The organism is Polaromonas sp. P5_D5 (genome assembly GCF_054049435.1).
This window is the reverse complement of record NZ_JBFUMJ010000002.1, coordinates 723,892-745,149: the sequence shown is the minus strand read 5'-3', so window position 1 is coordinate 745,149 and position 21,258 is coordinate 723,892. Positions and strand designations below refer to the sequence as shown.

At 62.4% G+C, this 21,258-nt stretch carries 20 protein-coding genes; 9 read left to right on the top strand and 11 right to left on the bottom strand.

The window, feature by feature from the left end; genetic code table 11:
- Positions 1–137: 137 nt before the first annotated feature.
- Positions 138–446 (bottom strand): hypothetical protein, encoded by a 309-nt coding sequence (locus ACXJKE_RS10195; protein ID WP_457280465.1) that lies wholly within the window; start codon positions 444–446, stop codon positions 138–140.
- A 145-nt stretch (positions 447–591) separates the two neighbouring features.
- On the opposite strand from ACXJKE_RS10195, the gene ACXJKE_RS10190 reads away from it, so the two are divergent.
- From ACXJKE_RS10190 to ACXJKE_RS10155, 8 genes are all read left to right on the top strand, one after another.
- On the top strand, positions 592–1,242 hold the full coding sequence (locus ACXJKE_RS10190; protein WP_457280464.1) for a TetR/AcrR family transcriptional regulator: 651 nt from the start codon (positions 592–594) through the stop codon (positions 1,240–1,242).
- Positions 1,243–1,401: 159 nt separating this feature from the next.
- The gene (locus ACXJKE_RS10185; protein ID WP_457280463.1) at positions 1,402–2,382 is read left to right on the top strand and encodes a Bug family tripartite tricarboxylate transporter substrate binding protein; all 981 of its coding nucleotides are present in this window, start codon (positions 1,402–1,404) and stop codon (positions 2,380–2,382) included.
- A gap of 95 nt (positions 2,383–2,477) precedes the next feature.
- Positions 2,478–3,641: a Gfo/Idh/MocA family protein gene (locus tag ACXJKE_RS10180; protein ID WP_457280462.1), complete on the top strand. Its 1,164-nt coding sequence runs from the start codon at positions 2,478–2,480 to the stop codon at positions 3,639–3,641.
- 63 nt (positions 3,642–3,704) lie between these two features.
- On the top strand, positions 3,705–4,886 hold the full coding sequence (locus ACXJKE_RS10175; protein WP_457280461.1) for a dihydrodipicolinate synthase family protein: 1,182 nt from the start codon (positions 3,705–3,707) through the stop codon (positions 4,884–4,886).
- A gap of 159 nt (positions 4,887–5,045) precedes the next feature.
- A complete protein-coding gene (locus ACXJKE_RS10170; RefSeq protein WP_457280460.1) occupies positions 5,046–6,011 on the top strand; it encodes a Bug family tripartite tricarboxylate transporter substrate binding protein in 966 nt (321 codons plus the stop codon).
- A gap of 11 nt (positions 6,012–6,022) precedes the next feature.
- Positions 6,023–6,724, top strand: a complete 702-nt coding sequence (locus ACXJKE_RS10165; protein WP_457280459.1) for an SDR family NAD(P)-dependent oxidoreductase — start codon at positions 6,023–6,025, stop codon at positions 6,722–6,724.
- Between the two features lie 4 nt (positions 6,725–6,728).
- Positions 6,729–7,625, top strand: coding sequence for an NAD(P)-dependent oxidoreductase (locus tag ACXJKE_RS10160; RefSeq protein WP_457280458.1), 897 nt, complete (start codon positions 6,729–6,731; stop codon positions 7,623–7,625).
- Between the two features lie 31 nt (positions 7,626–7,656).
- Positions 7,657–8,535: a sugar phosphate isomerase/epimerase family protein gene (locus ACXJKE_RS10155; protein WP_457280457.1), complete on the top strand. Its 879-nt coding sequence runs from the start codon at positions 7,657–7,659 to the stop codon at positions 8,533–8,535.
- A gap of 33 nt (positions 8,536–8,568) precedes the next feature.
- Here ACXJKE_RS10155 and phnD read toward each other — a convergent pair whose 3' ends face one another.
- The 10 genes from phnD to ACXJKE_RS10105 all read right to left on the bottom strand — a co-directional run bounded on the left by phnD (position 8,569) and on the right by ACXJKE_RS10105 (position 20,113).
- Positions 8,569–9,600, bottom strand: coding sequence for a phosphate/phosphite/phosphonate ABC transporter substrate-binding protein (phnD, locus tag ACXJKE_RS10150; RefSeq protein WP_457280456.1), 1,032 nt, complete (start codon positions 9,598–9,600; stop codon positions 8,569–8,571).
- The gene (locus tag ACXJKE_RS10145) at positions 9,587–10,633 is read right to left on the bottom strand and encodes an ABC transporter ATP-binding protein (RefSeq protein WP_457280455.1); all 1,047 of its coding nucleotides are present in this window, start codon (positions 10,631–10,633) and stop codon (positions 9,587–9,589) included. Before ACXJKE_RS10145 ends, phnD begins: the two co-directional genes overlap by 14 nt.
- Before the next feature lie 93 nt (positions 10,634–10,726).
- Positions 10,727–11,428, bottom strand: a complete 702-nt coding sequence (locus ACXJKE_RS10140; RefSeq protein ID WP_457280454.1) for an HAD family hydrolase — start codon at positions 11,426–11,428, stop codon at positions 10,727–10,729.
- 154 nt (positions 11,429–11,582) lie between these two features.
- Complete coding sequence (locus tag ACXJKE_RS10135) at positions 11,583–13,787, bottom strand: ABC transporter permease (RefSeq protein ID WP_457280453.1); 2,205 nt, start codon at positions 13,785–13,787, stop codon at positions 11,583–11,585.
- A gap of 87 nt (positions 13,788–13,874) precedes the next feature.
- A complete protein-coding gene (locus ACXJKE_RS10130) occupies positions 13,875–14,897 on the bottom strand; it encodes an ABC transporter substrate-binding protein (RefSeq protein WP_457280452.1) in 1,023 nt (340 codons plus the stop codon).
- A gap of 61 nt (positions 14,898–14,958) precedes the next feature.
- Positions 14,959–16,002: an ABC transporter ATP-binding protein gene (locus ACXJKE_RS10125; RefSeq protein WP_457280451.1), complete on the bottom strand. Its 1,044-nt coding sequence runs from the start codon at positions 16,000–16,002 to the stop codon at positions 14,959–14,961.
- Complete coding sequence (locus tag ACXJKE_RS10120) at positions 15,995–16,981, bottom strand: sensor histidine kinase (protein WP_457280450.1); 987 nt, start codon at positions 16,979–16,981, stop codon at positions 15,995–15,997. Before ACXJKE_RS10120 ends, ACXJKE_RS10125 begins: the two co-directional genes overlap by 8 nt.
- Positions 16,982–17,046: 65 nt before the next feature.
- A complete protein-coding gene (locus tag ACXJKE_RS10115; RefSeq protein WP_457280449.1) occupies positions 17,047–17,745 on the bottom strand; it encodes a response regulator transcription factor in 699 nt (232 codons plus the stop codon).
- Between the two features lie 222 nt (positions 17,746–17,967).
- Positions 17,968–18,765, bottom strand: a complete 798-nt coding sequence (locus ACXJKE_RS10110) for a MipA/OmpV family protein (protein WP_457280448.1) — start codon at positions 18,763–18,765, stop codon at positions 17,968–17,970.
- Positions 18,766–18,877: 112 nt separating this feature from the next.
- On the bottom strand, positions 18,878–20,113 hold the full coding sequence (locus tag ACXJKE_RS10105) for an MFS transporter (protein WP_457280447.1): 1,236 nt from the start codon (positions 20,111–20,113) through the stop codon (positions 18,878–18,880).
- 133 nt (positions 20,114–20,246) lie between these two features.
- Between ACXJKE_RS10105 and ACXJKE_RS10100 the strand changes: the two genes are divergently transcribed.
- Positions 20,247–21,083: an AraC family transcriptional regulator gene (locus ACXJKE_RS10100; protein WP_457280446.1), complete on the top strand. Its 837-nt coding sequence runs from the start codon at positions 20,247–20,249 to the stop codon at positions 21,081–21,083.
- Positions 21,084–21,258: the final 175 nt, after the last annotated feature.

Sequence of the window (21,258 nt, the reverse complement as noted above, 5' to 3'; positions counted from 1 at the left end):
CCCTGCAAGGGGAAAAGGGCTACACGAAGTGAGCCCGATAGGGGTGGCTCAATTTTTCGGCTTTGCCGGGCCGCAGGCGCCGCCCCCTTGAGGGGGGAACAGGCTACACGCAGTGAGCCTGGACGGGGGTGGAACAATTATTCGGGCGTAGCCGCGTCGCCGTCACCACCGCCGGCGGCGAGGGCCTGGCGCGCCAGCTCTTCGTCGCTCAGCGGCGGGGCCGATTCGAGGGCGGCCAGTTCGTCGAGGAACTCCTGCGTCGGCTCCTCGTGTTCGAGCAGTACTTCTTCCAGCTTCTGCCGGCCGGTCTCTACATGCACCGAGGGAGAATGCAGTTCGGACGGCGGCACCGGGAATTTTTCGCCCAGTTCAAATTTGAGCGCCTCGGCTTTCTGGTCTACCCAGTTCGCGAAGTCGCCGTCTTTCGGCGTGTCTGAATTGTTCATGACCATCTCCTTTGCCTCAGGGGCGCCGGCGCGGACGGCCGGTACCTGCTTCATTATGGAGGTACCCTTGGCCGCTGTCTGTCATCCAATAACGATGACTCTCGAGTGTTCTTGCTTTAATTCACCAAACAGTTAAATTCTTGCCATGCCGACCCCTAAAACCAAGCCCGCCGAACCCCGCTCGCGCGATGCCGACCGCTCCCAGCTGGCCATCCTGCTGGCAGCCCGCGACGAGTTCGCACAACACGGCCTGGGCGGTGCGCGGGTAGACCGGATTGCCGAGCGCGCCGACGTCAATAAACGCCTGATCTACTACTACTTCAAGAGCAAGGACGAGCTCTTCCTGGCGGTGCTGGAAAACGCCTATGCCGACATCCGCGAGGCGGAAACAGAACTACATCTGCGCGACATGGATCCGGCGCAAGCCATCCGCCGCCTCACGGAGTTCACTTGGGAATACTACATTGCCCATCCGGAGTTTTTGACGCTTCTCAACAGTGAAAACCTGCACCAGGGGCGGCATCTGGCCATGTCCAGCCGCGTACAGGAAATGAACTCGCCCCTGGTCCAGACGCTGGCGGAAATCCTGGAGCGCGGGCGCGCAGACGGGCTGTTTCGCGGCGGTATCGACCCGATCCAGCTTTACGTATCCATCGCCGGAATGTCGTATTTCTACCTGTCGAACAACCACACGCTGTCGGCCATCTTCGGGCGCGATCTCATGACGCCCAAAGCCCGCCATGAGCGGCTCTCGCATATGTGCGAGGTCATCCTAGGGTATGTCCTTAGAAACTGATCCTGAGCGGTCATTGACGCAGCGACGAGGCCATTTTTACAATTCGTAATTCACTTAATGGTGAATTACGAGTAAACTGCATTCCGGTACCAAACAACACCGGCGGCATGCACAGGTCTTTCGCAGTCCTTCAATGACCCCTTTCAGGAGACAAAGCACATGAAATTCACACGTCGTGCCGCAGTGGCCAGCCTCACCTGCCTGGCGGCACTGTCACCCCTGGTGGCCAGCGCCCAGGGCGCCTACCCCAACAAGCCCATCCGGGTCATCGTGCCTTTTGCCGCGGGCAGCACCACCGACATCATTGCCCGCGCCATCACCGACAAGATGAGCCAAAGCATGGGCCAGACACTGGTGATCGACAACCGCGGCGGCGCCAGCGGCACCATCGGCCAGCAGGCCGTGGCCACGGCCGCGCCGGACGGCTATACCATCATGATCCACTCGTCCTCGCACACGGTCAGCCCCTCGACATTCGCCAAGCTACCGTTCGACACCTTGGGCGACTTCACGGGTGTGACGCCGATCTCCAGCACGCCCAATGTGCTGGTCATGTCGCCGGCCAAAAACATCAAGACCCTGCAGGAGCTGCTGGCCGCGGCTCGCGCCAAGCCCGGCAGCATGAACTTCGCCTCGGCCGGCCAGGGCAGCGCCACCCACTTGAACGCCGAGAAATTCAAGCTCGCCGCCAAAATCGAAGCCACCAACATTCCCTTCAAGGGCTCCGGTGAAGCCGTGACAGAAGTCATGGCCGGCCGCGTCGACTACTACTTCTCGCCGATCGCACCCGTCATCGGCCAGATCAAGAACGGCCAGCTCGTGGCTCTCGCGGTCGGCTCGCCCAAACGCGCCAGCGCCCTGCCCCAGGTTCCCACCACGGCAGAAGCCGGCGTTCCTGGTTCAGAGTTCAACTTCTGGATCGGCATGATGGCCCCCGCGAAAACACCGCGCGACATCGTCAACCGCCTGCACGACGAAGTGATCAAGGCCCTGAACACGCCCGAAGTCAAGGAACGCTTCGCCGCCCTGGGCGCCGACACCTGGACACTCTCGCCCGAGCAGTTCGACACCTATATCAAGGACGAGATCAAGAGCAATGCCGTGCTGGTCAAGGCCGCTGGCCTGCAGCCCACCCAGTAACACCCGGTCAGTTTCCCCGCAGCGTCCCGTCCCTCCAACACCCCTGGGCCGGACCAGGTAGGGCCGCCGCATTTTTCACCTCCTCAAAGGACCCCATGGCTACTCAACGACTAGGAATCATCATGCACGGCGTCACCGGACGCATGGGCATGAACCAGCATCTGATCCGCTCCATCGTCGCGATCCGCAAACAGGGCGGCGTCACGCTCTCCAACGGTGACAAGGTGATGCCCGACCCGATCCTGATCGGCCGCAACGCCGAAAAAATTGAAGCCCTGGCCAAAGCCCATGGCCTCGCGCGTTGGGGCACCGACCTCGACGAGGCACTGAAGAACAAGGACGACACCATCTTCTTCGACGCCGGCACCACGCAGATGCGCCCCACCCTGCTGGCCAAGGCCATCCGCGCCGGCAAACATGTCTACTGCGAAAAGCCGATCGCCACCAACCTCAACGAGGCCGTCGAGATCGCCCGCCTGGCCGAAAAGTCCGGCCTGAAACACGGCGCCGTACAAGACAAGCTCTTCCTGCCCGGCCTGCGCAAGCTTGACATGCTGCGCCGCGCCGGCTTCTTCGGCAAGATGCTGTCGGTGCGGCTCGAGTTCGGCTACTGGGTCTTTGAAGGCGACCTGCAGCCTATCCAGCGCCCGAGCTGGAACTACCGCACCGAAGACGGCGGCGGCATGATCCTGGACATGATGTGCCACTGGCGTTACGTGCTGGACAACCTGTTCGGCGAAGTCAAGTCCATCTCCTGCATAGGCGCCACGCACATCCCGGAGCGCTGGGACGAAGCCGGCAAGCCCTACAAGGCCACCGCTGACGACGCTGCCTACGCCACGGCAGAGCTGATCGGCCACAACGGCGAGCCCGTCATCGCTCAGATGAACATGTCCTGGGCCACCCGCGTCAACCGCGAGGACCTGGTCACCTTCCACGTCGACGGCACCCACGGTTCGGCCGTCGCCGGTCTGAGCTCGTGCAAGGCCCAGTCGCGTGTCAACACGCCGCGCCCCGTCTGGAACCCGGACGAAAAGCAGACGATGAATTTCTCTGACCAGTGGCAGGACGTGCCGGACACCCAGGTCTACGACAACGGCTTCAAGATCCAGTGGGAGCACTTCATCCGCCACGTGGTGGAAAACGAGCCCTACAAATGGACGCTGCCCGAAGGCGCCAAAGGCGTTCAGCTGGTCGAAGCCGCACTCGAAAGCTGGAAGGAACGCCGCTGGGTGGACGTTCCGGCGCTACAAGTTTGATAGCTGCTCGCGCTTTCCAGACAAGCGCCAGAGGCATATTTTGTATATGAAAAGGTAGATTCCATGGCGTTAACCATCACCCTGCCCGTTGCTGCGGGCGGCCTGCAGCCCTACACGCTCCGAGGCACCACTCCGATTAAACCGGCCAGTGGCCTGAAGTTCAACCGCATCGCCTATTCGGCCGCCCACGTGGTCGCCAACCCGCTGGCCACGATCGATCCCTGGGTCAACTGCGCGATCGACTGGGACACGACTATTGCCTACCGCCGTCACCTGTGGTCGCTGGGCCTGGGTGTGGCCGAAGCCATGGACACGGCGCAGCGCGGCATGGGCCTGGACTGGCCCACTTCTCTGGAACTGATCCGCCGTTCACTCGACGCCGCCAAGGAAGTGCCGGGCGCGCTGGTCGCTTCCGGTTGCGGCACCGACCACCTGGTGCTGGAAAACGTCAAGAGCGTCGATGAAGTCATCGCCGGCTACGAAGAGCAGATGGCCGCGATTGAAAAACTCGGCGGCAAGCTCATCGTGATGGCCAGCCGCGCGCTCGCCCGCGTCGCCAAAAGCCCCGCAGACTATGAACGCGTCTACGGCCGTATCCTGAGCCAGGCCAGGCAACCCGTGGTGCTGCACTGGCTGGGCGACATGTTCGACCCGGCGCTGGCGGGTTACTGGGGCAGCAGCGATGTTGAGAAAGCCATGAACACGGCGCTCGGCATCATCAACGCCCACCCCGACAAGGTCGACGGCATCAAGATCTCTCTGCTCGACAAGGACAAGGAAATCACGATGCGCCGGCGCCTGCCTTCGGGCGTACGCATGTACACCGGCGACGACTTCAACTACGCCGAGCTGATTGCCGGCGACGGTTTCGGCAAGGAAGCGATGCACGGCCAGAGTGATGCGCTGCTGGGCATCTTCGACGCCATCGCACCGGCCGCCAGCGCCGCACTAGGCGAACTCGCGCAAGGCAATGTCGAGAAATTTCACGCCATCCTCGGCCCCACCGTGCCGCTGTCGCGCCACATTTTTGCCGCACCCACACGTTTCTACAAAACCGGCGTGGTCTTCATGGCCTGGCTCAATGGCCACCAGAAGCATTTCACGATGGTGGGCGGGCAACAGAGCACGCGTTCGCTGCAGCACTTCGCCGAGCTGTTCCGCTTGGCCGATGCCGCCAACCTGCTTGAACAACCGGACTTGGCAACCCAGCGCATGAAGACGCTACTGGCGCTGCACGGCATGTAATGGTTCCCCCCCGTTGCCGACTCACTGCGTGTAGCGGCCTCCCCCCTCAAGGGGGCGGCGCTGGCGGCCCGGCAAAGCCGGTTCCGCGGCGCCTGCTTGAAAAAACCGTCGCGATATTCCTGTCAGATCGTTCATAAATAAATTCACCTGGAGACAACCATGAAGACACGCACTTTCCTCAAGGCCAGCCTGGCCGCCGGCCTCGCAGCCGCCGCCTTCGGCGCCGCAGCGCAGGCTTACCCCTCCCGCCCGGTCAAGGTCATCATTCCCTTCCCGCCCGGCGGCACGCTGGACGCGGTGGGCCGGCAGCTGGCGCAGAAACTCAGTGAGCAGATGGGCCAGCCCTTCGTGGTGGAAAACCGCGCGGGCGGCAACGGCACCATCGGTGCGCATGTGGTCGCGCAGGCGCCTGCAGACGGCTACACCCTGCTCTTCAATGCTTCCACTTTCACCACTGCACCGATGACGATGAAGTCGGTGCCCTACGGTGTGGTGAAAGACTTCACGCCCGTCTCGCTCGTCGCCAAGGCGCCCTTGTCGATTGCCATCAACAAGAACCTGCCGATCACCGACGTGAAGTCACTGATTGCCCACGCCAAGGCCAACCCCGGCAAGATGACGTTTGCGGTCGGCTCCATCGGTTCGGCCGGCCACCTGTCGACCGAGCTTCTCAAGCGCGCCGGCGGTATCGAATACACCGTGGTGCCCTACAAGGGAACGGCGCCGGCTTTCCAGGATTTGATTGGCGGCCAGATCGACGGTTTTATCGACCCCATCCTCGGCTCGCTGCAGTACCACAAGAGCGGCCTGTTGCGCGTCGTTGCCATCACCGGCGACAAGCGCGTGCCCAATCTGCCCGATGTGCCGACCGTGGCCGAGACAATTCCCGGCTATGAGTTTTACAGCTGGTACGGCCTGTGGGGCCCGGCAAAATTGCCGGCAGACATCACGCAGAAACTCAACGCCGAAACCAACAAGGCGCTCGCCAGCGACATGCGTGAAAAGCTCCTCCAGCAAGGCCTGGTGCTGACACCCGGCACGCCCGAAGACTTCGCGAAGTTCCAGAGCAGTGACATGGCACGCTCGCAGAAGATCATCACGGACGGCAACATCCGTGTCGAATAACATGCACAACCATGGCCACTGAAGATGTGAAACGCGCCCTGGTCACGGGCAGCAGCTCAGGCATCGGCCTGGCCATTGCGCAAACGCTGCTGGACCAGGGTTGGGACGTGGTCGGCCTGGACCTGGCGCCTGCGCGCATCGTGCATCCGGCGTTTTCGTCCACCGAAGTCAATCTGTGCAATACCGAAACCACGGAGCGCGCCGTGCGTGCGGCTGGCGGGGTGCAGGCGCTCATCCACGCCGCCGGCGTGCTGCGCGTCGGCCAGCTTGGTGCGCTGCGCAACGAAGATTCAGCGCTGATGTGGCAGCTCCACGTGGATGCCGTCACGCGCATCGCCAACCTGGTGGTACCGGCCATGGCACAAGCGGGCACAGGCCGCGTGGTGCTGGTCGGCAGCCGCGTGGCGCGCGGCATGGCCGGCCGCAGCCAGTACGCCGCAACCAAGGCCGCGCTGGTGGCCCTGGCACGCAGCTGGGCTGCCGAAACCGTGGCTTCGGGCGTCACTGTCAATGTGGTGTCGCCGGCCGCCACCGAAACAGCCATGCTTGCCGACCCTGCGCGAACGACGGTCCCGCCGAAGCTGCCGCCGCTGGGCCGGTTGATCCAGCCGCGGGAGATTGCCGCGCTGGTCACCTTCCTGCTCTCACCCGACGCCGCGGCCATCACCGGCCAGGAGATCCAGATCTGCGGAGGCGCGTCGCTTGCGGCGTGAAGGCATGGCTCCAGCTGCAAACGCTATCGGCATTGTCGGCCTGGGCCTGGTCGGTACCGCATTGGCACAGCGCCTGATGGCCGCTGGCTTCCAGGTCACCGGCTTCGACCTGCGCGAAGAAGCCCGGGCCGCTCTCACCGCCCAGGGCGGCCGCGCTGCCGGCTCCCCGGCCGAAGTTGCCAATGCGGCTTCCTGCATGGTGTTGGCGGTCTTCAATACCGACGACGTGCTCAAGGTGGTCGAAGGGCCGGGCGGCCTGCTGTCCGTCTTCGGCGTTCGCAGCATCATCGACTGCTCCACCGGCACACCTCACGAACTCGCGGCCCTGGCCGCGCGGCTCGCAGCACGCGGCGTCAACTTCATCGAAGCGCCGCTCTCGGGCTCCAGCCAGCAGATAGCCGCCGGTGAAGCCACCCTGCTGCTGGGCGGCGAGGCCGGGGCATTGCAAGCATGCGAATCCGTTCTGGCCGCCATTTCAGACCAACGCATCCACGTCGGCGGCGCCGGCATGGGCGCCAAAGCCAAGCTGGCCACCAATCTGGTGCTGGGCCTGAACCGGGCGGCGCTGGCCGAAGGCATGGTCTTTGCCGAAAACATGGGTATTCCTCCCGAGCAATTCCTGGCGCTGGTGCTGGCCAGCCCGGCCACATCAGGCGCGGCCGAGGCCAAGGGCCGGATGATGGTGGAGGAAAACTTTGCGCCGCAGTCGCGCATCCACCAGCATCTCAAGGACGTCAAGCTGATGATTGACAGTGCCGCGGCCGAAGGCCAGAAACTGCCATTGTCCGAAGCCCATGCAGCGCTGATGCGTGCAGCCATTGCTGCCGGCGACGGCGAGCTCGACAACGCGGCCATCATCCGCGAACTGCGCCGGCAGAAAACCGCGCGCCCTTCCAATTGACTTCACTGACATCCACCACCTAACCCATCTCATGCGCAATTTTTCCCAGGATCACCGCTGGCTCTCCATCAACACCGCGACCGTGCGCAAAAGCCGCGGCGTCGAGCAGCCGCTGACCGGCATCATCGAAGCCTGCGTGCAGCGCGGCATCAAGGCGATCTCGCCGTGGCGCGACCAGGTCGCGGCCGCCGGCCTGCCCGCTGTTTCGAAACTCGTCAAAACTCACGGGCTTGAACTCTCAGGCTACTGCCGCGGCGGCATGTTCCCCGCAGCCGACGCCGCCGGCCTGCAGGCTGCCCACGACGACAACCGCCGCGCCGTCGATGAAGCCTGCGAACTCAAGGCCGCTTGCCTGGTGTTGGTGGTGGGCGGTTTGCCCGGCGCGCTGGCCGGCAAGGCGGCGCACAAAGACCTGGCGCTGTCGCGCAGCCAGGTCACCGACGGCATTGCCCAATTGCTCGAATACGCCACAAGCTGCAACATGCCGCTGGCCATCGAGCCGCTGCACCCCATGTATGCGGCAGACCGCGCCTGCATCAACACCATGGAGCACGCGCTCGACGTCTGCGATGCCCTTGACCCCTCAAGAAGTGGCGCGCTCGGTGTGGCGGTAGACGTGTACCACGTGTGGTGGGACCCGAAACTGCAGCGGCAAATCGAACGGGCCGGCAAGGAACGCCTGCTCGCCTTCCACGCCTGTGACTGGCTGACACCCACGGCCGATTTGCTGAACGACCGCGGCATGATGGGAGACGGTGTGATTGACATCCCGAAAATCCGCGGCTGGATGGAAACGCAAGGGTTCGCGGGTTACAGCGAGGTGGAGATTTTTTCCACCGGCAACTGGTGGCAGAGAGACACCGGCGAGGTGCTGGATACCTGCATTGCCCGGCATCGCAGCGCGGTGTAAAGAGTCCTCTTCATCCTGCCGGCAGATGGGCTGCTAGATGACCATCTTGAGGCGGAGCTCCAGACGCGAACCTCGCTCTATAGCCTGCGCAATCCGGGTCTGCCGTTCAGTCGCAGAAAGTGTTTTGTCATCGTTGATGGCCTGGCGGGTCTTGAACATTTCCAGGTCGGCAATGGGGATCAGCTGCCGGTTACTGGAAGACCGGAACCGGGACAAGCCGTTAACAGCCAGGAGGATGCGCTTTTCGGCAGGATCGCTCTCTGCAAACCCGACGACGAACTTCCGGATGGACGCCTTCAACGGGTCAGGCAGCGTTGCCTTCCAGAGCAGTGGGGATTGCGGTATGAGGGGTGATTCCCAGATGACTTTTACCTCCCTGGCAAGGTCCGCAAAGTCGCGCTGAAAGAACGCAAGCTCTTCATTGTTGGCCGTCGCCACATCAATTTGCTTTTTCGATACCTTCAGCAGGTTTTGCTGGTGGCTCCCTGTCTCCACTGACTTGAAAATTTCCGCGGGCCTGCTCACGCCATTCTTGGTGAAAGCAAAATACAGCGGCACCAGATGCCCCGACGTACTCTTGGGATCGCCATCGCCAAAGCGCAGGCCGGCGGCCTTTTCGATCAAGGGCTTGAGCGCCTCGATTTGCGAACTGCGATGGGTCACCAGGATGGACTTGTAGCCTACGCTGCCATCCCCCGTGACCATCTGCGCAAAAACGCCACCGGCGCCCGAGGCCACCACATCCAGAGCAGGAACATTGCCCATCCAGGCCAGATCTATTTCTCCACCAATGAAGGCGGTTACCAGCGCGCCCTGCGACTCATAGACACGCAGATCAATCGGACGGCGGATGGCCGCGCCCAGGAGTTTGACGAAGGGCTCCCAGCTCGCGCGGGTCTCCGCAGCCGCCCTGGGCGATATCAAACCAAATACCAGCATTGGCTCTGCAGCAGGCTGCGCCATCACTGGTGAAGGAAGCAGTGGCCCGGCGCACAGCCCGGCAAGACCATGGAGGACAATTCGACGTTGAAGGCTCATATCATTTTCTCCATCAGGCTGAAACAACAGAAACACCCCGTTCGGGCAGGTGAAGGGTTACGGCATCACCCTGGAACCAGTCGGATGCCGCGTCCGAAGACACGACAAAGATGGAGCCCAAGCTGGTGTCGACGGTGAACTCGCGGACACTGCCCAAATAGGCTTTCTTGGAAACCACACCGGGCAAACCTTCATCTCCGGGCGGTGCAATCGTCCAGGCTTCAGGACGAATGGCCGCTTTCACCAGACCGGGCTCGACGGGATGCAGGGCTTTCACGCGCAACGCCCCCAGCTGAATCCGGCCGTCCGCAAACGCCTCCCCTGGAAACAGCATGGCCTCGCCCATGAATCCGGCAACAAATTCGCTGTTGGGTCGCTCGTAAAGTTCCGAAGGGGATCCTGCCTGGGCAATCACCCCCTGGTCCATGACAATGATCTGGTCACTGACGGCGAGGGCCTCGCTTTGGTCGTGCGTGACATAAGCAACGGTCAGTCCCAGGCGCTGCTGCAGCCCGCGGATTTCTTCACGCATGGACCGCCTCAGCCGCGCATCCAGATTCGAGAGCGGCTCGTCAAACAGCAACACTGACGGCTCCAGCACCAAGGCACGGGCGACGGCTACACGCTGCTGCTGCCCGCCGGACAGCTCACTGGGCAACCGGTCGTCATAGCCGGACAAACCGACCGCCGACATGGCGACCTGCGCGCGCTCAAGCAGCTCTTTGGCATGGACACCGCTGACGCTCAAGCCATAACCCACGTTCTCCAGCACGCTCATATGCGGGAACAAGGCATAGCTCTGGAACACCATGCTGACGTTGCGTTCGGCGGGTCCGAGATGGGTCACGTCACGGCCGTCGATCAGGATCTGGCCCGCACTGGGCGTCTCCAGCCCGGCGATCATGCGCAGCGTCGTGGTCTTTCCGCAGCCTGAAGGCCCCAGTATCGTCGTCAACGTGCCCTTGGGAACGGTAAAACTGATTCCTTTGACCACCAGGGGCGACGGGTCGCTGCCATAACGTTTTTGCACGTTCTTGAATTCAATGCCGAGTTGGCTCATGAGCAGACTTTCTTTGTTTGTATGAAAGAACGGAAAGGAGGCGAAGAAGAAGCGGTACCGTCGGGAAGTTTTTCCATTGCGGGTCTGCGCCCGTCACGCAGCGGCCGCATGGAGTTTTCCCAAAAAATTGCTATCGATGAGTTCGTTGTAATCGCGCACGCTGGCAATCACGTGCGGCCCAGAAAGCTCTTCGGCGCCATGGCTGGTGCAGATTGCCACAGCCCGCATGCCGGCGCGCCGCGCGGCTTCTATGCCAAAGGGCGCATCTTCAAACACGATGCAGCCGGCCGCCGCAACCCCCATGCGGCGCGCAGCCTCCAGGAATATGGCGGGCTCGGGTTTCCCTGCCAGGCCTTCGTCGCCACCCACTACAGCATGAGGCGGGGACACCATGGCAAGCCCGGCCATCGCAAACGCGATGTTGTGCTGGTCACCGGCGGTTCCCACACCCACTTTCAGCCCTTGCGCCGTGGCCAACCCGGCAAAGGCCTTGAAGCCCGCCACTTCGGCAAACACAGGTGCGAACAGCTCGCGGTAGATGGCTTCCTTTTCCGCAACCAGCAACCGCGCCTCAGAAATTTCAATGTCACGCTGAAACAACTGATTCATGGACTCAGTGCCAGTGCGCCCGGTGGTGCGCCTGAGGATGTCAGCCAGCGCCATCTGGACACCGTGACGCCGTGCGAACTCACTCCACGACCTGGCATGCCACGGCATGGAGTCGATCATGGTTCCATCCATGTCAAAGATCAGTGCGTCAGTTCCAGATGCACCGAGCCGGGCTTGTTGGATCATCAGTTACTCCTGTTTCAAAGACGCTTTGACCAATGAACCGATGGATCCGCCACAACGCCTGGCCATGCTTTTGAAATCAGCGCCTGCCTGAGTCATTGGTAAATATCCTTGTTGTACGTAAAAGGAGTTGGCCTGGGATGTCATTGACGGTGGACTACTGGTTGGCACCTACCGTGCGCCGCCCCAGCTTGCGTTCGCCAACAAGGAACTGGATCAATGCCGTGACCATAGACATCAGGACGATCAGTACAGTGCAGTACGCCAGCGCCACGCCATAGTCGCCAGTCCCTACCCTGCCAATGATGTAAGTGGTGGCCAGCTCGTATTCGGCTGTCACAAGAAAAATGACGGCAGAGACCGTGGTCATCGAGCGCACGAAGCTGTAGACCAGCGCGGCCACCAGGGCGGGCTTGAGCAAAGGTAACACCACACGGCGCAAGGTGGTCAGGCTGCTGGCTCGAAGCATGACAGAGGCTTCGTCGAGGGACCGGTCCAACTGCTTGAACGATGCTGTTCCGGCCCGAACCCCGACAGGCAGATTGCGAAACACAAAGCACAGAACAATGACCAGGCCGGTACCCGTCAGTTCTACCGGCGGCACGTTGAAAGCCAGGATGTAGCTGACACCCAGCACCGTACCGGGAATGGCAAACGTCAGCAAGGCGGAGAACTCAAACACGGCCTTGCCCCTGAATTCGGTCCGTGCCAGCAACCAGGCAATCAAAAGGCCGATGCTGGCGCAAACAGGCGCAGCAATGGCCGAAAGCGTGATGGTGTTGAACAACGAACCCCAGGCGGTTCCGGCCCAGACCAGACCATGCGCACCCCACTGCATGTCGAACGCAGTCTTGAAATGCATCAAGGTCAAGGTGTAATCGCGTCCCCAGATTTTGACAAAACCACCCGCGAACGCGAAGAAATAGACAACCATCGTGAAGACCAGCCAGGGGCCTGCAACCCAGGTGCACAGGCGGCGCACCCCTGTCGGCAGTGCCATGGGCACGCCAGCGTCGCCTTTACCGGAAACGGTTGTGAAGCTGGTTTTACCCAGGATGCGCCGCTGCACGAAGAAGACCGTCAACGCAAACGCCGTCAGCACCAGGGCCAGTGCCGCAGCCATACCCTGGTCCAAAGAGGCACCGACAATGGCAAAGAAGATTTCCGTTGAGAGGACTGCATAGCCGCTACCCAGAATGATGGGGTTGCCAAAATCGGAAATGCTTTCGATAAACCCCACCAGAAACGCGTTAGCCAGGCCAGGAGCAAGAAGCGGCAGCGTCACGGTCACGAAGGTTTTCATCCGGCTGGCACGCAGGGTCTGCGCGGCCTCTTCCAGGGATGGGCTGATGCCCTGCACCACGCCGCGCATGATCATGAAGGCAATGGGTGTGAAGGCGAACAGCTGCGCCAGCCAGACGCCAAATACACCGTAGAACCAGCGGGTGGGCGTGATGCCGAAAGACCATTCCATCAACTGGTTGACGATGCCGGCCCGGCCGAACAGCAGGATCAAACCCAGGCCCACGACAAACGGTGGCGTGATGATGGGCAGCATGGCCAGGGCGTTAAGCGGTTTCTGCAGGCGCCTGCTGGCGCTACGCTCCGCGATGAGCGCAATCATCGTGCCCAGCACGGTGGTGCCGGCCGCGGTCAGCAACGCCAGGTACAGGGTATTCCACGCCACGCCGCAATTGGTCCCGCCTCCCAGGCATCCGACACCCCACACGCGCGCCGTGCCGACTCGCTCCCACACAGCCCCCAGGGTGAAACCTCCGTCTTCCGCATAGAAAGCAGCAGACAAGGATTTGGCGACCGGAAACACCACAAACAGCGACAGCAGCGCACCGCACCCCACGACCGTGGCGGCTACAAACACGTCACCACGGAAATAGCCCAGACGGGCGATACCCGAACCCAGCAACATGACCAGACAGACCAGGACCACAAAGCCACCCCAACCAATGCCGGATTGGCCTTGCGGGAGCGTACCCACCGCGGCATTGAGCCACTCGTAAGACCACCCCGTGGCCCCGATCACGAATCCGCTCACGCCCAACCCCAGCAGGCCGATCACGGCCCCCGCAATCAGCACGCCGCCTTGACGCCTGCTGGCCGGCATCCAGGCGCCGACCCCCGCAACCAGCAAGCCGGCCACACCCATCCACAGCCAGCTTCGACCAAGCAGAGCAGCGTGCGTCAGGCCATTGGCCGTCACGGGGTCGGTAAGGAGCCTGGGCATGGCAAAGAGCAGCGAGCCACTTTGCAGGTAGTACCACGGCAGCGCCAGGTAAGCGGCAAGGCCGATGAGCACCCAGACGTATATCGCCCGCTGGGTTCGTTCAGTGATTTGGACTGGCATAGGAGTAGCGAAGGGTCGAGCTGGATCGGCAGCTCTTGGGGTTGAAGGTTGTCAGCGCCACCCTGCTGCGCAGGGCGCCGCCCGAACTTACTTGGGCTGGTTGAAAACCTTGCGTTCCCAGTTGAGGATCAGCTGGCGGCGAATCGCCGTTTGCCCATATTTGGCGTAGTCGTAATCAATCAGCTTGATTTTTTTGAAATCAGGAATACGGGAATCCAGGGCAGTTGCCTTGTTGGAGGGCAACTGGAACTGCTTGACTGCGGCACCAAATTGCTGCGCGCCCGGCGTGAGGGCCCATTCGTAAAATTTCCTGGCGTTCGCCAGATTGCGTGCACCTTTAATAATGGACATGGAGCCCACTTCTGCACCGGTGCCATCCACGGGCGTGATGGCATCAACCGGGAAACCTTGCGCTTTTTCACCGGTGACATCATGTACAAAACTGATGGAGACAGACGCCTCGCCGCGGGCAACCGCTTTGATGGGCCCCACGCCGGAGCGTGGATAGGTGCTCACGTTTTTATGCAATGCCGACAGGTAATCGAACGCCTTTTCTTCGCCCATCATTTGCACCAACGTGGCGATCATGGTGTATGCCGTGCCGCTGGCACGCGGGTCCGCGACCAGGATCTCCCCCTTGTATTCCGGCTTGAGCAGGTCTGCCCAGACCTTGGGAATTGGCAGCTTTCTTTTGGCCAGCAGTTCGGTGTTGTAGCCAAAGCCCAGTGGCCCGGAATACACGCCCACGGCCTTGAAGCCCGACTGCTCCGCCTGCTTTTGCGCCCAGGCATGCAATTGGGGCAATGACGGAGACTTGTATTCGAGCGTCAGGTTCTGTTCCGCGGCCAGCAGATGCGGGTCACCCGTGCCACCAAACCAGAGGTCGGTCTTGGGGTTGGCGCGTTCGGCGGTGACCTGCGCCAGCGCCTCCCCCGACCCCTTCAGCGTCATGTTGACCTTGATGCCGCTGGTCTTGCCAAAGGTGGTTTGCATCAGGTTGCACCAGTCCGCCTGGGCGGAGCAGATGATATTGACTTCCCCCTCCTGGGCAAAAGCCGGCAGTCCGAGTGCCAGCAGCAAGGGGGCTGCAAAGAGTGCTGTTTTTTTCACGTTAGTCTCCTGAAGGATGGGCGACGAGGCCCGATTGAATACGTTCGATTTATTGATGTGTTCAGTCAAATGGCATGACCACGCTCACGCCCTGGGCCCCCAGATGCACGCTGACCGGGGAGCCCACCTGGCGGGCCTGTGCCTCGCTTTGCACCAGGACCATCAAGGTCCCCAGCGCGGTCAGCACGTGGTACTCGGTGTTGCGCCCCAGGTAGGCGTGTGAGAGGACTTTTCCAGGCAGCCCTTCTCCGCTGGCAGGTGCCAGCTGCCACGCATGCGGGCGCACCACGAGGCGGACTTTTCCCTGCCGCCGCGTCAGTCCGGGCGCGATGCGCAAGGGCCCCAGCTGAATCGCACCCGATACGTCAACCTGGGCGTCAAACATCACGGCATCTCCCATGAAGGCCGCAACGAATTCGCTGTGCGGCGTCTCATAGACTTCCTGCGGCGTTCCCACCTGCATGACCTGTCCTTCATGCATCACCACCACGGTGTCGCTGACCGCCATGGCTTCGCCGTGGTCATGCGTCACATACAGCACGGTCAGCCCCAGGTTTTGCTGAAGGGCGCGTATGTCCTCCCGAATCTGGCGCCGCAAACCCGCATCCAGATTGGACAGCGGCTCATCCAGCAGCAACACCCTCGGCTGCAACGCAAGCGCCCGGGCCAGGGCCACACGCTGCTGCTGCCCCCCGGACAACACAGCGGTGCTGCTCCCTGCACTGCTCTGCAGCCCCACCATGCCCAGTGCGAGCCGCGCACGCTCGTCACGCTCGCGCGGACGCAGTCCCAGCATGCGCAAGCCGTAACGCACGTTGTCCAGTACGTTGAGATGCGGAAACAGGGCGTAGCTCTGGAACACCATGCTGATGGGACGTTGTTCGACGCCCATGTCGGTCACATCCACTCCGTCGAGCAGGACCCGGCCCGAGGTGGGCCGGGCCAGTCCCGCCACCATCCGCAGCAAGGTGGTCTTGCCACAACCGGACGGCCCCAGCAAGGTCGTCAGTTGCCTGGACGGTATGCGCAAGTGGATATTGCACAGGGCACGGACCCCATTGGGAAAGCTCTTGCTGATGGACTGGAACTGGACGGCGCTACTCATGGGGCACTTCCTGGGGCCACCGGACGACGGCATCCACCCCCACCACATGGTTGTCTTGCACACGGTTGAACAGATCCACTGCGGCGTTCATCGACAGTGCAATCTGGCGGCAAATTGACAACCCCAGGCCGACACCAGAGGTTCCCGACGATGACTGGAAAGGCTCGAACAGGCGGGCCTGGACAGCTTCATCCATGCCGCCACCGTTGTCCCAGATCAGCAGTTCGGTTTCGCTGGGCAAAGCCCGAATCACCAAGCCCAGAGCGCCGCCCTTGGGCGTGTGCTGGATAGCGTTGGACATCAGGTTACGGATCAACTCTCCCAACAACCAGGGATCGGTGATCAGGCGCACCGGAATGGCCTGCATCGAGAAGTCAAGTTTCTTGCGGGCCAGCAAGGGCGCAAATTCCATGACCACGTCACGTGCGGTAGTCGCCAGGTCCACTTCAACCCAGTTGGCCCGGCGTACCAATTGCTCCATCTTGGCGACAGACAGCAACTGGCGAACCAGCTCACTGGAACGGTCCACGGTATTGAGCATCTTGGGCAGCGTTTCCCGCACGTCCAGCTGCCCGGACATGGCGCCCTGCAGCTGGGTGCGCAGCACCGCAAAGGGCGTACGCAACTGGTGAGAGGCATCGGCCAGAAACTTCTTTTGCTGATCCAGCGATTCCTGCTGCTGCTGCATCAGCCAATTGACCGTCCTGGCCAATTGCCGCAGCTCAACCGGCTGCCGGTTCGTGACCGGCCGCAAGTCTTCCGTGCGGCGGCTGTCGAGCTCTTGCCCCAACTCCACAACGGGTTTAAAGGCCTGGCGCAAAACCCACCACAAGGCGGTGGCAAACGCCAATACCTTGAACAGCCACCAAAGTCCTGCAGGCAACCCAAAGAGTGTCTGGGGGTATGCCGCGCCCACCCAGTCCAGAAGGCACCAGGCCAACAGCAGCCCCAGCGACCAGGCCCAGACAAACAACCGCATTGATCGCCCGGCCCGCCATGGGCGCCAAGCCGTCCATGGCTTTCCCCGCAACAGGCTCACTGTTTTCACGGTTGATCCTGCCTTTCAGCCAGGGCATCATCCATGAGGTAGTAGCCAACGCCCCGCAGGGTGACAAGACTGGCTCCGGACCCCAGGATGCGTTTGCGTAACCGGTGCACCAGCACCTCAATGGCATCCGCACCGGCCGAGCCTTCGTCACCAAAGACGGCCTGGAGCAAGTCATCCTTGGCCACAGCCTTGCCGGGATGCATCATCAGCGCCTTGAGAAGGGCCAGTTCACGCCCCGACATTTCAAGCGGCAGTGCGCCGCGAAATACCTGTCCGTTGTCCAGGTCCAGGCGCAAGGTGCCGCAGCGGAAATCTTCCACGCCCAGGCTGCGGCGCACGAGCGCCTTCAGGCGGGCCACCAGCTCCTCCACATCAAAAGGCTTGATCAGGTAGTCGTCCGCGCCGGAGTTCAATCCCAGCACCCGGTCTTCGACCGCAGTACGCGCCGTCATGACCAGTACGGGAAGCCGGGAACCTTCGTCCCTCAGGTGCTGCAGCAAATCCAGGCCATCCATGCCGGGCAGGCTCAGGTCGAGCAGGGCCGCATCAAACGGGCGATGCCGTGCCATCACGAGCGCCTCCTTCCCGTCGGCGCAGCAAACGACATGGAACCCGCGGGCAACCAGCATGCGGCTCAGGGCGTCCACAAGATTCAGGTCGTCTTCAACCAGCAGGATGTTCATGAAACGAATCATGCTGGAGGACAGACGGTTAAACCACCGAGGAAACGCCGACACCTGGTGAAAGCTCGGTGAAAGCTGGGGCGTAAAGCGCAAAAAAAACGTGCACCCGCCCACTCAAACAGGATATGCGGACTGCATGACCGGCTTATCGCGTAGTCCACACGTAAAGGAGCGCCAGCGTTTCAGGTCTGCGGCTGAATGCAGCCGGCCGCCGGCCTTCCCAACGACAGCAGGCTAGCGGAAGCGGTACGACACGGCGATAAACCCGGTGTCCTGCGTCCGGCGGCTGACCAGGGGACTGCCCTGAACCGAAGACCCCAGCCACTTGCGGCGCAGCTGCATCGTCAGCACCCAGGGGTCACCCAGCGGCACATCGACCCCCAGGCCCAGCGTGGGCGCTGTCGAGGCGCCGGCGTTGTAGGTTGTAAACCCGCTGGCGGCTGACTCGGCCGGGGTCACACCGTAGAGGTAGTTGTTGTATTTGGCGCTGGTGTGTTCCAGCCCCACCTGCGGAAAGAACGACCAGCTGCCGACCTTGAACTCCGCCGCGTAAGTGGCTTCCAGCAATGCACCGTGCGACTTGTTGGTGTCCACAAACGCGTTCACGAAAAACCCGCCGTAAGGTGTTTCCTGAAAGGTCCCTATGCCCAGCGGAATCGGCCGCTTGCGGTCCTTGAGTCCCGACAGCGCGGCGGTATCGGCACGCCAGCCGTCCTGGCTGATGCGGCCGGAAAATTCCAGGTAGCCGTAGCCCATTCTTGCGGTTTTGATGCCCAGCGTGTCGACACGCGCAAAGAAGCGGCCATAGTCCGCATAGGCATAGGGCAGCAAGGCGGTGTCGTTGCTCTTGCTGCGGATCACGCTTTGCGTGCCATACACGGCGCCGCCGATGTCGCCCGTCAGCTGGTATTTGAGCGGGGTGGGTTGTGCCTGCGCGATGCCCGTAAACACCAAGCCGGTGAAGATCACAGCGGACGGCAAAAACCGAACACCCTGAGGTACAGGAGAAGAAGCCCGGGTAAGACGTTTCATCGCATGCCTTCTTTCCGGAGATGATGCGATCCAGTATAGGACCGGGCAGGAAAAACTGCGCACCCGTCCTGCAGGCGCGTCGCGGGGCCGCGACACTCAAGCCCCGGAACGCTCAGGCCGTGGCGAGTACTGTGCGGCGCACCCGGCGCACATTGAAGGCGCTGGCGATCAACACCGCCTGCATCAGCGCCAGGCCCAGCAGCACGCCGCGGTAGTAGCCATGGTCCATCATCGCGCCGAAGATCAGCGGCGACACGGCCTGGCCGATGTCCAGGCCTGCATACACCACGCCGTAAACCCGGCCCGAGGCGTTTTCGGGGGTTGAGCGCTTGACCAGCAGGTCACGCGACGGCCCGGCGATGCCGGTGGCGAAGCCCATGATGCCGAACAGCACAGGCACGACCCATGCGGGGTAGCTGCCCGCGGCCAGCAGCACCGCCACGGCAGCCGCCGCACCAAACCCGATGCCCACAATGCGCTCGCAGCGTGCGGGATCCGACGCCAGGAAGCCGCCAAAAACCATGCCGCCCGCGCTGCACACCATATAGACCGTCAGGCAAATGGCCACCAGCGCGAGCGGCACGTTGTGCAAGTGGCGCGCGGCTTCAGGTGCAAAGGCCTGGACCACGCTGAGGACAATGGCATACCAGAAGAAGAAAGAAAAACACATCCAGACGGCCGGTATCTTCAGAAAACCCAGACTGCTGTCGGCCGCGGGCGCGCCCTTGACCGGTGCCGCCATCGTGAGGGTGAGCTTGTCGCGGTTCATCACCAGCACCGCCAGCACCGCAAAAGCCAGCACACCGGCCGCCGCCAATGCCACGCGCCACGAATAGGCAAACGTCAGCGTCACCACCACTGCGGGGGCCAGTGCCCAGCCCAGACTGCCGGTGATGCCGTGCACGCTGTAGGCGTGGCCCAGGCGCGGCGCGCTGACTTTGCGGTTCAGCAGCGTGTAGTCCACCGGATGAAACACACCGTTGCCGACACCGGCAATCACGGCAAAGCCGGCCAGCATCCAGTAGCTGGTGCTGACGGAATACCCAAAAGCCGCCACACCGAGCAGGCTCAGCCCGGCAAACAGAATGGGGCGCGGCCCGAAGCGGTCGACCACAAAACCCGAGAGCGCCTGCACCGCGCATGACACCACAAAAAAGATCGTCATCAAGAAGCCCAGCTCCGCATAGCTGACGCTGAACTCTTCCTTGAGCCAGGGAAACAGCGGCGCCAGCAGCAGCTGACTGAAATGGCTGATCATGTGTGCGAGGCCCACCAGGCCGATCACGCTGGCGTCGGCACGAAAAGGGACTGCAGCGGGCGCGTTCAGGGTCGTACTTGAAGTATTCATGGCGCTATCGTAGTATTGGCCAAGCCTTCTGAAATGCGACATAAAGCCATGTTTCGGCGAATTTCAGACAAACCGCTTTGATGGCATTCGCCCCACGATCACATCCAGATTCAGGTGAACAGAATCTCCAACCATGCCCCAACGTAAAGCCCCGCTCCATTTCGTGCCGGTGGGCGACACCGACAACTTCACACCCAGCCGCCAGCGGCCGGTGCGCGTGCGGGCGCGGACGCTGGAAGCCGATACCCATTTCAAGCCCCATTCCCATGCCTGGGCGCAACTGGCTTACTGCTCTACGGGTGTCTTGCAGGTCACCGCCGAAAAGGCGGGCCATGCCGGCGGCGAAGTCACCTACATCGTGCCGCCCTCCCGCGCCGTGTGGATCGCGCCGGGGGCGCAACACCATGTCACCGTGCTGGAAGCGGCCGAATTCCGCACGCTGTACCTCGACGCCAGCGCCACCCCAAAGGGCTGGACTGGTTGCCGCGTGATGGTGGTGTCACCGTTGCTGCGCGAGTCCATCCATGCGCTCGATGCGGCCACCCCAGAGCACCCGCTGCCGACAGCCCGGGAACAACTCCTTTCCGGCCTTGTGCTGGACGAACTTGCGCGCGCCGACACCCAGGCGCTCGGCGTGCCCATGCCACATCCGCAAACCGGGGACAAACGGCTGCGCGCGCTCTGCGAAGCCGTGTTGCGCGCACCATCAGAGCGGGCCACGCTGGCCGAATGGGCTGCCGGCACCGGCGCCAGCGAACGCACGGTGGCCAGGCTTTTTCGCGACGAACTGGGCCTGAGCTACCAGCAATGGCGCCAGCAAGCCATCCTGGCCCACGCCCTGCCCCTGCTCACGCGCGGGCAATCGGTCAGCACCGTGGCGGCGGCCAGCGGTTATGCCAGCGACAGCGCCTTCACCGCGATGTTCAAGGCCGCCATGGGCCAGCCACCCAGTCATTTTCAGAGTAAATAGACCTACCCCCGTCCGGGCTCACTTCGTGTAGCCCGTTCCCCCCTCAAGGGGGCGGTGCCTGGGGCCGGCAAAGCCGGACCCTCGGCCCCCACTGGTGAAATACCCTTCGCTGGCTATCATGGCTTGATGCAACTCCCCGCGACAAAGAATACCCAGCAAAGCCGACGGTGGCGTG